Source organism: Leifsonia sp. NPDC056665, assembly GCF_042791795.1.
Taxonomy (GTDB): domain Bacteria; phylum Actinomycetota; class Actinomycetes; order Actinomycetales; family Microbacteriaceae; genus Leifsonia.
This window is the reverse complement of the sequence record NZ_JBHTXK010000013.1, coordinates 1-13,946: the sequence shown is the minus strand read 5'-3', so window position 1 is coordinate 13,946 and position 13,946 is coordinate 1. Positions and strand designations below refer to the sequence as shown.

Sequence of the window (13,946 nt, the reverse complement as noted above, 5' to 3'; positions counted from 1 at the left end):
ATGTTCCTGGATCTCCTCCGCCGCCGCAATCCGGCCCTCCTGACGGCAGCGGCTCACTTTCACCAGAACGGCCAGCTTCCGCCGAACACCTACGTGATCGACCTGGACGCGGTGAGTCGTAACGCCGCAGCGCTGGCCGCCGAATCCGCCCGGCTGGGACTCACGCCGTTCGCGATGACCAAGCAGATCGGCCGCAACCCTGACGCCTCCCGGGCGATCGGCGCCGGCGGCATCACCCACGCCGTCGGCGTCGACCTCGAATGCGCGATCGCCGCCGCCTCGGGCGGTCTGCAGGCGGGTCACCTCGGCCACCTGGTTCAGATTCCCCGGCATCGCGCAGACGACGCGGCCGCCCTCGAGCCCCTGTACTGGACGGTCTTCTCCGAGACGAAGGCGGCGGAGGCCGGTGCGGCCGCGCTCGCGCGGGGCCGGGTACAGGATGTGCTGCTGCGCATCGCCGCGCCCGGCGACCGCTTCTACCGCGGTCACGAGGGGGGATTCGACGCGGCCGACGTTGTCGCTGCCGCCGACCGTGTGGACGCGATACCCGGCGTGCGCTTCGCGGGTATCACGAGCTTCCCCGCGACGCTCTTCGACGCAACGACCGGCACCGCCCGCTCCACGCCCAACTTGGGCACCCTCACTCGCGCGCGGGAGGCCCTCGAGCGCGCCGGCCGACGCGACATCCAGGTGAACGCCCCGGGAACGACCTCGGTGTCGATCCTGTCGACGCTGGCCGAGGCAGGGGCGACGCAAGTGGAGCCCGGTCACGGACTGACCGGCACGACCCCACTGCACGCCGCGAGAGACCTGATCGAAGAGCCCGCCATCGCCTACGTGTCGGAGGTCTCCCATCTGTGGAACGGCGACGCGTACGTCTTCGGTGGGGGCCTGTACGTCGACCCCGTGCTCGGCGGCGCCGAAACGACAGCACTGTTCTGCGCTCCGGAGACGGACCCGGTGGATGCGCCGGAGCTGCGCGTCGATATGCCGGCCCCAGAAGCGATCGACTACTACGCCACCGTCCCTCTCGATGGCCACACGGCGCAGCCGGGCGACACCGTCCTGTTCGGCTTCCGCCCTCAGGTCTTCGTGACCCGCGGGCTCACAGCCGGGATCTCGGGGATCTCCACCAGCAACCCCGTCGTCGCCGGGATCTGGTCGGCGGACGGCTCCGCGCCGATTTCCCTCTCGGACGCAGCAGCAGGAACAGGAAGGACAGCATGACCATCGCAGAACCGGCCTCCGTGCCGACTCCGGGCACCGAAGGCACCAGGCCCCTCGTCCTCAACGGCATCAGCAAGCACTTCGGCGGGGTCGTCGCCATCAAGCGATTCGACCTGGAGGTCGAGCCGGGCGAGATCGTGGCGCTCGTCGGTGACAACGGCGCAGGCAAGTCCACGTTGGTGAAGATCATCTCCGGCCTCTATCAGCCGACGGAAGGCGAGATCTGGCTGAACGGCGAGCACACCACCTTCCGTGATCCGTCCGACGCGCGTACGAAGGGGGTGGAGGTGGTCTACCAGGATCTCGCTCTCGTGGACCTCCAGCCGGTGTACATGAACCTGTTCCTCGGGCGCGAACTGCGCAAGAAGCCTTTCGGCACCATCGATCGCAAACAGATGGCTGCCCGAACACAGGCGCTCGTCGACGAACTCGACGTGCGCATCCCGTCGGCCAAGGCAGCATTGAGCGACCTGTCCGGTGGTCAGCGCCAGGGCATCGCCATCGCTCGTGCGACCCACTGGGCCAGCAGCCTGGTGCTCATGGACGAACCGACGGCGGCTCTCGGCGTCGCGGAAACGGCCAGGGTCGAGGATGTGATCCTCAAGCTGAAGGCGCGCGGCGCGGCCGTGCTGATCGTCAGCCACAACATGGACCAGGTGTTCAGAATCGCCGACCGTGTCACGGTGCTCCGGCGCGGAACCCAGGTCGGCACCCGGCGGGTCGCCGAAACCTCTCACAACGACATCGTCTCTCTGATCACGGGGCTCAGCTCATGACCGCTCGTCCTTCCAACGCACCGGCTTCCACCGCACCGGGTGCGCACATGCGCGCCGAGATCGCCGAGCAGCCGCAGCGCTGGTCGGAGTTGCTCGGGGGAGAACGTGACGCCATCGACACGGCTGCGTCCGTCATCCGCGAGCAGCGCCCCGAACTGCTGGTGTTCGTGGCGCGCGGTTCCAGCGACCATGCCGCGATGTACGGCCAGTACCTCGTCCACAACGTGCTCGGCATCCCGGCGATGCTCGCGACGCCAGCGACCGTCACGGCGTTCAACAGCACCCTCCGCTACCCGAAGGCCGTCGCGATCGCCGTCTCCCAGTCAGGTGAGTCGCCCGATCTGCTCTCCACCGTCACGGCGATCAGCGACACGGGAGTTCCTGTCATCGCGATCACCAACCACGCGCAAAGCACGCTCGCGGGCCTCGGGCGCGTGCATGTTCCGCTCTCCGCGGGCCCGGAGCTCTCGGTGGCGGCGACGAAGACGTACACGGCCGAGCTGCTCGCCATCGCCCTGATCGTCTTGCGGGCGTCCGGTCTCGGCTGGAACGAACTCGAGCAGCGCGTGGAATCCGCGGCGCAGCTCGCGCAGCGCGCCATCGAAGCATCGATCGACGGGCTCGTCCGTGCGCTCGACGGAGTCGAGCGGGTGCTCGTCGCCGGGCGCGGCTACTCCATGGCCACCGCGAAGGAGGGGGCGCTGAAGCTGATGGAGACCAACTCCATCGCTGCATCCGGCTGGAGCGCGGCCGACGCCACTCACGGACCGCTCGGCCAGGTGATCCCCGGCACCACCGTCGTCGTGCTCACGACGGGGCAGGCCGGCCGGGACTCCGTTGTCGATTTCGCCCGCGCCGCGAACGGTCTCGGCGGTCAGGTGGTCGAAGTCGGCAGCGGTTCTGTCGACGAGGCGCAGGCGCGTTTCCCGCTCTCGACCACCGACGTGGCCTTCGCTCCGCTCGTCGAGATCATTCCCCTCCAGCGGATGGCCCTCGAGCTTGCGCTGCGACGCGGCCTCGACCCCGATTCGCCAGCAGGCCTGAGCAAAGTCACGAAGACCACCTGAATCCGGAACCAGCTCCCGCAGCGGACCACCTGACGCTGCGACTCGGCCGAACCCCCGCCAATTCACCCGAACGAAGGAAACCCGATATGAATGCACCGAAGCCTCCCCAAGGCTCGGCCCAGCACAGCTCGCTGCGCACCGGATCGATCGGCGTGGTCGGCGCCGTCGCCATGTGCATGGCGTTCATGGGCCCGGCCACGTCGATAGCGTTCAACACACAGCCCGCGGCAGGAGGGGCCGGCCTGAACCTTCCGCTGTCCATGCTCATGGCGCTGGTGGCGTGCCTGTTGGTGGCGAACACCATCTCGCAGTTCGCACGCAAGGTTCCGTCGGCGGGTTTCGCGCTCAGCTTCAACGCGCGCGCATTCGGGCCGAAGGGCGGAACCTTCACCGGTCTCCTTCTCCTTCTCGGATACGTGATGGTCGCGCCAATGCTGCTTTCGGCGATCGGGTACTTCACCTCCGACTTCATCGTCACCCTCACCAAGGTGGACATCCCCTGGTGGGTGCTCTCCGTCCTGTATGCCGCCGTCATCTGGTTCATCAACAGCCGCGGCATCGCAGAATCCGCCCGCGCAGCACTGATCTTCCTCGTCATCGAGGTGGGTGTCCTGCTCGGCCTCTTCGGCACGATCCTGGGCCACGGAGGCGACTCAGGACTCTCGGCTGCTCCCTTCATGCCGTCGGCAGGCGGTGTCGGCGTATCCGGACTCAGCGTGGGCATGCTCTGGGGAATCCTGTACTTCATCGGCTTCGAGTCCGCCGCGACTCTCGGTGAGGAGGCCCGGCAGCCCTCCAAGACGATCCCACGCGCACTGTTCACCGGCGTCATCGTGATCGGACTGTTCTACGTCCTCGCCTGCTACGCGATCGTCACTGGTTTCGGCGCCGAGCACATCGGCAAACTGCAAGCGGATGCCACCCCGCTCGTCACTCTCAGCACTCGCTACTGGGGCATCAGCTGGATCATCTCCCTGACGATCCTGGCGAGCCAGTTCGCCAACGTGGTGGCCGGCTCGAACGCGGCTGTGCGCATCATGTTCTCCCTCGGCCGCGCCCGCATCCTTCCATCCGGACTCGGCCGCACCGACCGTAAGGGCATCCCCCAGGCGGCGCTGTGGATCTACATGGCCTTCTCGCTCGCGGTCACCCTTATCGTCGGCGCCATCATCGGCCCCCTCGGCGTCTACGGCCTCGCCGGAACCGTCCTCGGAATCGTGATGGTCATCGTGTACATCCTGATGAATTTCGGCGTCACGCGTTTCTACCGCCGTGATCACCGCGCCGAGTTCTCGTGGCTGAAGCACGCGATCATCCCCTCCGTCGGATCGCTGATCATGCTCGTGCCGCTGTACGGACAGCTTGTGCCCCTGCCACCGATGCCCAACCTCATCGCCCCGTGCCTGATCGGTGCCTGGATCGTCGGATCACTGATCTACGTCGCCTCCATCAACCGCCGCTCACCCGAACGGCTCGCCCACGTGATGCCGCAAGAGGCGTCGCCTGGGGCCGAAGCGGCGCGCTCCGACGAGGATCGGGTTCCGGCTCTCGACGAGTGATCGAGCGAGCGGGTTCCGGCGCCGCGTGCAATGGGCGGACGTGGCGAACCAGCGATGCCCGACCTGCAGCTGGAGGAAAATCGTGACCCTCGCGGAGGAAAGCCCTTCCCTGGGACCCTGGTGAACTGCGTCACCGTGGGTTCTGTAAACAGCCCACCACAAGCCCCGGAACTTCAACGGTTCCGGGGTCTTTCTTTGCCTGGAAAGGGCTTCGAGTGGGCAGGAACTGGGCACATTGGCGTGAGGAGTTTCCGGAACTAAACGGCAACACCAGGGCGGCGGATCTCGGGAGTGTTGTTGCGATGAGGTTCATGTGGATTCCGTTCGGTTGGGAACGGTGCCGGTGTGGCACCACATGAGTTACATGCGGCGAAAGTCTCGCCAGCCGCGCCGGGCCTTCGTCCAAAGCTGATGGGTTCGGCGCCGTCGTCTTTCGATATGGCGTAAGCGAATCCCGGGGGCGTAGACCTGATAGGTCAAGGGAGGCGCGCGATGAAGATCCGTGAGCGCGAGCGGATGCTGGAAGCGGTGAAGCAGGCGCAGGTCGAAGCGGAAACCAACTACGTGGGCGCAGTGCGAGTGCTCGCTCGTTCGAACGTGCGCACCGGGATGGAACTCGTCTCCGTCCTCGACGAGGAGGACAAGCCAGCGAAGCTCGTCGGTAGGAAAGATGGCTTGCGGGCCGCCCTCTCCGTCATCCGTTCCAAAGAATTCTTGGAGCAGCCGACGTCGAGGTTCCATAGGGAGCACGAACGGACCTACTCCCTTTCAGTGGACGACCCGTGCTGGGATTTCTGGGTGGGAGACGACACGGATAGCTTCTTTTACGGCCTGGTCGAACCAGTGAGGTACGCAACGAACTACCTCGTGGAGGCGATGATCCCCGAATGGAGCGCGGAACGGACCCCCGTCCTGTGGGCGCTCGACTTCGGCGATCTCTCGTCGGACACCGTCTACTTCGCGATGAACGACCGAGGCTACGCGTACATGGCTCTCGGGGCGGCTGAACCGGTTGCGAAGAAAGGGTGGGAGCCGCGGCTCAGTGATTTCACCGTCGTCCTGGATCGAACCCGAAAAGCTTTGACCGAGGCGATCGCGGCGGTGGCTCCGGCTCTGGACGCCACGGCTCTGGCGGGCGCTTGCTGGCAGTACTTCATCGAGGTGCACGGCCTCCGAGATGACGGGACCGATCCCCGGTGGGACGCCATCCGGGATGGGGTTACGGGCGGTCGCTCAACGTCTGCTTGATCGAATCTGCGTCCTGCCGGCTGATGCTGAGCCCGTAGCTGCTGAGGACGAAAACGTACGGGGTGACATACTCGCAGCCGTAGCCGGCGTTGTCCGGCAGCGGTCGGCGTCGCCCAAATGGCCACGGCAGCGGGGTGGGCCACGCTCGGTAGCAACGGGTTGGAGGAAAATCTCCTGAGGGTCAGAGGAAACACGATGACGGAATGCCTCTGGCAGTCGGAGGTCGTCAGGTTTCGTAAACAGCCCACGCAGTAAAACACCTGGTAAAGGGCCGTTTTGGAGCAACCCACGGCGGCCCTTTTTCGCGCCCTAGAGGGTTACCACTACCGTTTCTCAGGCGAAGGCGGTGCTCAGGTAGTCCATCGCGGTCGCGGAGACCTCGGGGGAGACGTGGCGGTAGATGTCTCCGGTGATCGAAACCGACGAGTGTCCCAGAATCTCGGATACCACCTTCAGAGGGATGCCACCGGCAAGCATCGTGGACGCCGCCGAGTAGCGGAAGGGTGTGCAGGCCCACGGTGGTAGCCAGCCCCGCCTTCTTTGCCGCCAGCTTGAGGGAGCGCAGGAAGTTGCGGGGATCACGCGGTGTGCCCAGCTCGATGGTGAAAACAAATCCGGTCTGCACTCAGGCCGAGCCGAGCCGCAGGCGCGCCTGGTATTGGTTCGCCATGCCCGGAGGCTATCGCTCCACTGCGACCGTGGCACGTACCCCAATCGGGCAGCGCAGGTGAGACGGGATGTCTCACCTGCTGCGTCGACAGCTTCGCTTCAGAATTCGCCTGGAGGTCGTTCTCACCGAACGAAGCGCCCCACGAGGCGGCGAAGCCCGCCAAGGCTGACCCGGCCGGCACCACCGAGCGGAAGGCCGAGCGCAAGATGGTCGAGAAGCGCCGGGCTGGTGGTGAGTCCCCGTCCTCCATCGCGAAGGACCTGGGCATGAGCCCGAGGACGTCTACTGGCCCATCGGTGGGGTGTTCGTCATTGGCGGGTCGCCAACGGTATCAGCGGGTGCGGTGGCGCCATCGGACATTGGAATTCCTCGGTTGGAACTGCGGATGGGGCGGCCCATTATCTGAGCGGGGGCATATTCCTGGCATGCCGGACAAAGCCGGATGGATGCTATGCCGTCTTCGTGAGACGGAATTTCGTTCGGAAATTCCGACCGGACGTTTCCGGACGCGGGATTCCCCTATAGATGAGACACCTCGCGAGCTCGAATGAGGAGTGCTCATGAAACAGTTCTCAGGCATCCCTGACTGGACCCGAACAGGCCGGGCGGGTGTCCCGCGGCCTGGAAACTGTCGATGAGCGCCCGCAGCGAAGTCGCTCGCCGCGCGGGCATCGTAGAAGTCATCGGTGCGGTCATCACCGCTGATCAAGGGAGAAGAAGTGATTCCGTCGCGAGATAGTGTGGAAGGCCGGACCAGCAGGAATCATCTGCTGCGTCTCGTTCGTTTGTGCGCGATAACAATCGCTGTCGCGACCTCCGCATCCGGCATGCTGGCTATGACTGCACAGGAGGCGTACGCACAGTCGGCTCCGAGCGTCACGCGACTCGCTGGATCAGATCGGTACGAGACTGCGGTAGCCATCGCCCAGTCCGGCTACCCGTCTGGCGCGCCAGTGGTCTACGTTGCTGCAGGCACGAACTATCCCGACGCGTTGGGCGCCGGGCCGGCGGCCGCCAAGCTCGGCGGCCCACTGCTTCTCACTGCCCCGGGCGGACTTCCGAGCGAAGTCTCATCCGAGATCTCGGCGCTAAAGCCCTCCAAAGTTGTCATCGTCGGTGGAAGCAACGCGATCTCGCCTGTTGTTCAAACTCAACTGGAGGCCGCCGCCCCGACGGCGTCGATCACTCGAATCGCCGGAATTGATCGATACGACACCGCCCGGCAGATCGTCGCAGCGGCCTTCCCATCGGCCCAGAAGGTGTACATTGCGACGGGCCAGAATTACCCGGATGCGCTCTCCGCGTCGGCGGCTGCGGGGGCCGGTGGTGTACCCGTTGTCCTTGTCAATGGTGACGCGGACACACTCGATTCGGCATCTCTTTCGCTGCTAATCACGTTGGGCACCCAAAAGGCGACGATCGTGGGCGGACTCAACGCCGTGAGCGCGGGGCTCGCGTCAAGCCTGACGAATCTTCTCGGCGCCTCCAACGTCAATCGCCTTGCCGGAGCGGACCGATTCGCCACCAGTCATCTCATCGCGCAGGCGGCCTTCACCAGCAGCACGTCTGCGTTCCTCGCCACGGGGTATCAGTTCCCAGACGCGCTGGCAGGCGCTGCCTTGGCGGGCTCAAACCACGCCCCGCTGTTCACCGTGCCGCCAGGGTGTGTTCCCTCGGCAACGCTTGCAGACATCGCAACCCTCGGTGTGAGCCGCGTCACCCTATTAGGAGGAGTGAACGTCTTGTCGGACAACATCGCGTCACTCACCTCCTGTGACCCGGAGACATCCCCGCTACCGTTCTCGTCGACTCCAACACCGACGATCAGCGGCACCGCCGCGTATGGAAACACGCTCACCGCGGTTCCCGGTTCGTGGGCGCCGCAAGCGGCCACTTTCGCCTACCAGTGGTACACGAACGGCATCGCTCTCGGTGGTGCCACGTCGCCGACCTACACAGTATCCAGCATCAACATCGGCCAAACGTTGAGCGTGGCAGTCACCGGCTCCGCACCCGGCTACATCTCCGCAACAGTGTCCAGCGCTCCAACAGCTGCCATTGCGACCCCGACGGTCACCGGAACCGTCGCCGCGACCACGCAACGAATGAGCGCATCGAATCTTGATTCGACACAGATCGGTTGGTACCAGGCTGGCACTGTGCTCACATTGATCTGCTACCAACGTGGGCAGTCCGTACAGGGCTACTTCAGTTCGTCCTTTGCCAGCGGCTGGGACAACCTCTGGTATCGGATCAGCGACGGCAGTTACGCTGCCGATGTTGACATCGAGACCGGCACGCTCGACCCCGTTGTCCCAGCCTGCGCAGACCAGCCAGTTGCCGATACGACAAACGCCACAGTGATGGCAACCACGCAGCGCATGTCCAGCGCTACTCTCAACTCGACCCAGAACGGTGTCTACACAGCGGGCTCTAGGCTTACTCTCTCGTGCTACGTCACCGGTCAAGCGGTGAAGGGTTATTTCAGTGGGTCCTTCCCCGGAGGATACGACAGCCTCTGGTACCAGGTGAGTGACGGATACTGGGTCGCGGACGTAGACATTCAGACGGGCAGCAACAACCCGGTCACCCCCGCCTGCGCCGCTCCGCCACCGCCGCCAACGGTGAGTAGCGATGAGATCACACGCGCGAAGTCGTGGATCGATGCGAAAGTCCCTTACAACCAGCGGCTCAGCTACTCAAACCAGTACGGAACCTATCGCGAAGACTGCTCGGGCTTTGTCTCGATGGCACTCGGACTTCCGTCCAGCTATACCACCGTCACCCTTCCACAGGTCATGCATCCCATCAGCAAGGATCAACTCCAGCCCGGTGACTTCATGTTGAATTCCGCCGCCGGCGACAACGGACATGTCGCGATCTTCATGGGCTGGACGGACGCTTCCCACACCAAATACACCTCCTGGGAGGAGAACGGAGCGCAAGGCTACACCTTCATTCAGGTCGTGCCCTATCCGTACTGGCCGAGCTGGTCCGGAGCCTCAAACTATTCGCCCTACCGGCGGAACTAACAGCCGACTGCGCTCGGCGCGTCTCCATATCGTGTTGATCCGGTGAGCGCAGTCCGCGTCGCCACGCCGAATTCTGAGATGAACCCATTGCCGGACGAATAGACCGGCAAGTGTCATCGCCAAGACCACCTTCGGGATGTCAGGTGCAGATCGGGTCGCCGAGGCTGATGGTCTGGGAGCCGACAGTGATGCTGCCGACAGCACACAGCCTGGTCTGAGGAGACGGGCGCACGATCAAGGTCGTGTACGCGCCCTGCACTCCCGGCTCGGTCGCATCCTGCCGGTCCGGTCCCTTCGGGGCCGTCTCGGGATAGATGGAAACCTTGACCTCGTTGCCCTGCTCCAGCCCGTCGTACCGCGCGATTCGCGCCCATCCGGCGTAGCACTTGTTGGACCAGATGATCTGGATGCGCGTGTTGTGCGGGCGGTCTTCGGACGCTGAGACTTTCGCGTCGTTCACGCACGGGGTCATCGCCGGGTCCACCCCGCTGCGCACCTGGATCTGCGCGTGCGGGTTCACCGGGCCTGCGGCCGCGAGCTGCTTCTTCAACGTGTTCACCTGCCCCTGCATGGCCGTGGTGGTGACGACGTTGCTGGTGCCGGCGCCCAGCGCGAACGCGGCGAGTCCGATGAGTACCGCGACGACCCAATGCACACGCTTCGGCTGCCGGCGCACGACCGGCTTCGGGGCTGCCTCCGATGCGATCACTTTCGTGGCGAGATGGTCTCTGCGTCGCAGCCACTCCACCGGGTCGGCCTTGCACGCTCGGACGATGCCGTCCACCGTGCGGGCGGACGGGAGCTGCTTGCCGGTGAACGCGTCTGAGAGGACGGTACGGGAGATCCCGGTGGAGTGTTGCAGGCTCGCGAGCGTGGGGCTGCCTGCGGACACGCGCAGGAGGCGCAGGTCGGCCGCGAACTGCTCGACGGTATCAACGGGTGGGGTGGCGCCATCGGACATTGGAGCTCCTCGGGTTGGAACTACGGCTGGTGCGACCCATGAGCTGGGTCGGTGGCACATTCCTAGCATTCCGGACAAAGCCGGACGGACGGTACGCCGTCTTCGCGGGACAGAACTTCGCTCAGAAATTCCGTCCGGACGTTTCCGGACGCGGTTTCCCCCTATAGATGAGACACCTCTCCACCCCGAATGAGGAGTGCTCATGAAACAGTTCTCAGATTACCCCGACCAGACCCGAACCGGCCGGGCCAGCGCCCCGCGGTCACGAGGCGCTCGATGAGCACCCGAAGCGAAGCCGCCCGCCGCGCCACAATCGTCCAAGTCATCGGCGGGGTCATCGCCGCCGTCGGTGCAATCCTCATGGCGATCGGCACCACCTTGATCGCCTTGTTCATCTTCTACTTCGTCATCTTCGCCGTAGGGCTTGGAACCATTGCCTACGGCCGGAAGTTGTACACCGACTCGCTGAAGGGCTGACCGATATGGATGCCATCTCCGGAATCATCGGCGTACTCGTTCTGTTCGGGATCGGCTGGGTCATCCTGAAAGCGAAGAACGGCGCCTGGAAACAGGCGAACCAGAAGGTCCTCTTCCGCGGCTCACACCAGGAAGGTCAGACCCTTGTCTCAACCGCGTTGAACATCGACACCCTGAGCTCCTCGGCCAAGGTCGCTCATGCAGTCCGCGTCGGAACAGACCTCCCCACAGGTGTTCAATCCGCCGTCATCGCCCAGATGTACATCGAGTCCGCGACCGACGACGGTGTGACGTTCGCGATGGGAAGCAAAGTCGGATCCAGCTTCCGCTCGACACTCCGACTCCAACCGAACGGCGAAGGCACCCTCGGCGTCTACGTCATCACCAACTGGACCCTCTCTGACGGCATCGTCGCCAACATCAAAGAGATGCGGTTCCTGGAAGCACGAATCCGGGAGAGCATCCTCGCGATCGACGCCAACGCTACGTTCACCGAGTCAGCTTCCGCACCCGCGTAGGAGTTAGCCCCATGCCAATTCGCCCGGCCGCCAGGAAGACGCTTACCACCGTCATTTCTGCCGTATTCGTCGTCAGTCTCGCAGCGTGCGCCGGACCAACCACGCTCGGGGCAACCGATCCGTCACCGAGCGCGTCCGCCACCCCGGTGTCCTACCCGGCGCCAACCGGGTGCCCCACGGGGAAAGATCTCGGCAAGTCATTTCTCGACAAACCCGACCAGTACGTCGCCATCGACTTCAAGTTGCTCGCCGGGCAGGTCGCGAAGCCGCTCCCCGACGGTGGCTGCGCCTACATCGACGGGGACGTCCACACATCGAATAATTCCACCAATACCTACCGCCAAATCGCCGTGTGGTACTTCAACGTTGGTTCCCCTGGGAAGCAGAATGCGAAAGAGCTCGCCGCGTGGGCGGTGTCCGCGGGCGGCACACCGGCAGTCACCAGTGACGCCGGCGTCACCCCACAGACGACTGACCAGACCGGACTGAATTTCGACCTCCCGGAGTCTTTCACCGACTGGACCGGCGGCACACTCAGCCAGGTGGACGGCGTCTCGACCAAGTGGGGGTGGAACCCGAAAATCATCCCTGAATACACGCAAGGCGCTCAGGCCCAGATCGAGTTCAACATCTACTCCGAGAAAGCCGACGCCATCCTGAAAGCATCGAAAACTGGCACGGGCGCGCAGGACCCGACGAAGATGCTCTCGCAGGGGCTCGCTGCCACATTCACCACCACGGTGAGCATCACCGACCAGCAGGGATACACCGCCAAAGCCACCATCAACGGAACGCTCCAACCGTGGACGAAAGACGTCGCTAACGCCGCTCCCGGGAAGATGAACCCCGTCTCCGTCGCAGCGCTTAACGCTACGGTGACGAACACGACCGCGCAGCGGAACACGACAACCCCACCCATGACGGTCGTCGCGGTCTACCCGGCGAGCTCGGCGGTCTGCGGGTCCGGCCGCGGGGGCAGTATCTATACCAGGAACGGGAGCACCAGCACGTACTGCGGGGTGGACCTCGGGAGCCTCGACAAAGCGGCCCTCACCCCGGACGGCACCCAGACGCTCGCGATGCCGAACGCGGCGCTGAGGCTCGGAAGCCTCCCGGAAGCAGGTGACGCGCTGACTCAGCTGAACACGCCAACGTCCATCTACGTCTTCTTCGGGGAGTCCATGTACAACGGCGACTGGAAGGGCGATCACGGCTGCCAGACACAGACCGAGTCGTGGAGCGCCCAATGGTTTGTTTCGATGTCCGGCTGGCCTGACGTCATCTGCCAGTGAAAGCACCTCATCGAAGACATCAACGGTGTGGTGGCGGCGCCGACCGGTTTGGATCACCGCGGTTGCCGTGGTCGTCGCGGTTGTGGCCACGGCCGCATTTGCCGGAGTCGCCCAAGCGCAGGCGACCGCTCATGATCAGGCGGTCGCCGCGGCACATCACGCGGCCATCGTGAAAGCGCAGGCTGAGGCCGCGGCGGAGGCGAAGGCCGCGAAGGACGCCGCGGCGAAGGAAGCAGCCGCGAAGGCGGCGGCGAAAGCGCAGGACACTGCCGACAGGGCCACATGGGATCAGAAGGCGCAGGCGGAAGCCGCCGCTTTCGTGACCGCGATCCAGACCCAGGGCGGTGACGGCGAGGTCATCGGCTTCCCTGCTTACGCCACCCCAACATGGGGCACCATCGACGACCTGTACTCCTGCAGCGCCGCTCAATGTGTCCATCACCTTCACCACGACCAGTGTTCAGTCCGCGGGCTCGAAGTGGGGCGGACCGGGCGCATCCCGTGCGTGGTTATCGCCGGCGCGACTGTGTGCTCACAGGCGAACATCCAGGACCCGCCGCTGGACGGTGGTCAGACGATCACCCGGAGCGCCGACATGACCGGACTCGTCACCGCCGGCGCGACCATCAGCCAGTTCTTCCTCGGAGACCCAACCACACACGCGCCGGCGTCACCGCCAGTCCAGACCAGGATCGTCGTCCAGGGGAGCTGAGCCCCATCGCGAGCACCTTCATAGCATCGCCGAATCCTGCTTCTTGCGGCCAACGGTGGCGGAGGTCAACGGTGGGTCAGTTCTCAAACGATGCGAATCCGGCCTAGTAAGCGAGTAGACCACATCTGAAGTGTTGAGAGTCTTCAGTTCGCAGGCGAGGTCATCGAATCCCGAATGCAAAACTAACTGGATGAGTAATGCCACCAGTTCGACCGCGCCGACCCCACGGTCGGGGCAACACAGTCGGCAACAGGACCTTTCGGGTCGATCGGAGGAAAAGGTCTGGCACGGGAAAGGCGAGAACGAAATCTTCCCGCGAAACTAGCCCTGTGGTGGGTTCTGTAAACGGCCCACGTTCTGAAAAAGCCGGAGGGGCACGAAGGTCGCACAGCGCCCCCGTGCCCCTC

Annotated in this window: 12 protein-coding genes; 10 read left to right on the top strand and 2 right to left on the bottom strand. The window is 64.6% G+C overall.

Annotation, left to right across the window (positions count from 1 at the left end):
- From ACFQ9V_RS13160 to ACFQ9V_RS13140, 5 genes are all read left to right on the top strand, one after another.
- Positions 1-1,227 carry an alanine racemase gene (locus ACFQ9V_RS13160; protein ID WP_382459584.1) on the top strand — a complete coding sequence of 409 codons (1,227 nt, stop codon included), beginning with the start codon at positions 1-3 and terminating at the stop codon, positions 1,225-1,227.
- Positions 1,224-2,003 (top strand): ATP-binding cassette domain-containing protein, encoded by a 780-nt coding sequence (locus ACFQ9V_RS13155; RefSeq protein ID WP_382459583.1) that lies wholly within the window; start codon positions 1,224-1,226, stop codon positions 2,001-2,003. The genes ACFQ9V_RS13160 and ACFQ9V_RS13155 overlap by 4 nt, the downstream gene beginning before the upstream one ends.
- A complete protein-coding gene (locus ACFQ9V_RS13150) occupies positions 2,000-3,070 on the top strand; it encodes an SIS domain-containing protein (protein WP_382459582.1) in 1,071 nt (356 codons plus the stop codon). Before ACFQ9V_RS13155 ends, ACFQ9V_RS13150 begins: the two co-directional genes overlap by 4 nt.
- Positions 3,071-3,156: 86 nt before the next feature.
- A complete protein-coding gene (locus ACFQ9V_RS13145; protein ID WP_382459581.1) occupies positions 3,157-4,629 on the top strand; it encodes an APC family permease in 1,473 nt (490 codons plus the stop codon).
- A gap of 492 nt (positions 4,630-5,121) precedes the next feature.
- Positions 5,122-5,877: a hypothetical protein gene (locus ACFQ9V_RS13140; RefSeq protein ID WP_382459580.1), complete on the top strand. Its 756-nt coding sequence runs from the start codon at positions 5,122-5,124 to the stop codon at positions 5,875-5,877.
- Positions 5,878-6,210: 333 nt separating this feature from the next.
- On the opposite strand, the gene ACFQ9V_RS13135 is transcribed toward ACFQ9V_RS13140, so the two are convergent.
- Entirely contained in the window at positions 6,211-6,459 is a 249-nt protein-coding gene (locus tag ACFQ9V_RS13135) for a tyrosine-type recombinase/integrase (RefSeq protein ID WP_382459579.1), read from the bottom strand.
- Between the two features lie 924 nt (positions 6,460-7,383).
- Here ACFQ9V_RS13135 and ACFQ9V_RS13130 point away from each other — a divergent pair.
- Positions 7,384-9,579, top strand: a complete 2,196-nt coding sequence (locus ACFQ9V_RS13130) for a cell wall-binding repeat-containing protein (RefSeq protein WP_382459578.1) — start codon at positions 7,384-7,386, stop codon at positions 9,577-9,579.
- Positions 9,580-9,718: 139 nt separating this feature from the next.
- Here the strand turns inward: ACFQ9V_RS13130 and ACFQ9V_RS13125 are convergent, their stop codons facing one another.
- Entirely contained in the window at positions 9,719-10,540 is an 822-nt protein-coding gene (locus ACFQ9V_RS13125; RefSeq protein WP_382459577.1) for a DUF2690 domain-containing protein, read from the bottom strand.
- Between the two features lie 276 nt (positions 10,541-10,816).
- Between ACFQ9V_RS13125 and ACFQ9V_RS13120 the strand changes: the two genes are divergently transcribed.
- From ACFQ9V_RS13120 to ACFQ9V_RS13105, 4 genes are all read left to right on the top strand, one after another.
- Positions 10,817-11,017 (top strand): hypothetical protein, encoded by a 201-nt coding sequence (locus ACFQ9V_RS13120; RefSeq protein ID WP_382459576.1) that lies wholly within the window; start codon positions 10,817-10,819, stop codon positions 11,015-11,017.
- Positions 11,018-11,022: 5 nt separating this feature from the next.
- Positions 11,023-11,535, top strand: a complete 513-nt coding sequence (locus ACFQ9V_RS13115) for a hypothetical protein (RefSeq protein ID WP_382459575.1) — start codon at positions 11,023-11,025, stop codon at positions 11,533-11,535.
- Between the two features lie 11 nt (positions 11,536-11,546).
- On the top strand, positions 11,547-12,827 hold the full coding sequence (locus ACFQ9V_RS13110; protein ID WP_382459574.1) for a hypothetical protein: 1,281 nt from the start codon (positions 11,547-11,549) through the stop codon (positions 12,825-12,827).
- Between the two features lie 67 nt (positions 12,828-12,894).
- On the top strand, positions 12,895-13,539 hold the full coding sequence (locus ACFQ9V_RS13105) for a hypothetical protein (protein ID WP_382459573.1): 645 nt from the start codon (positions 12,895-12,897) through the stop codon (positions 13,537-13,539).
- Positions 13,540-13,946 lie beyond the last annotated feature (407 nt).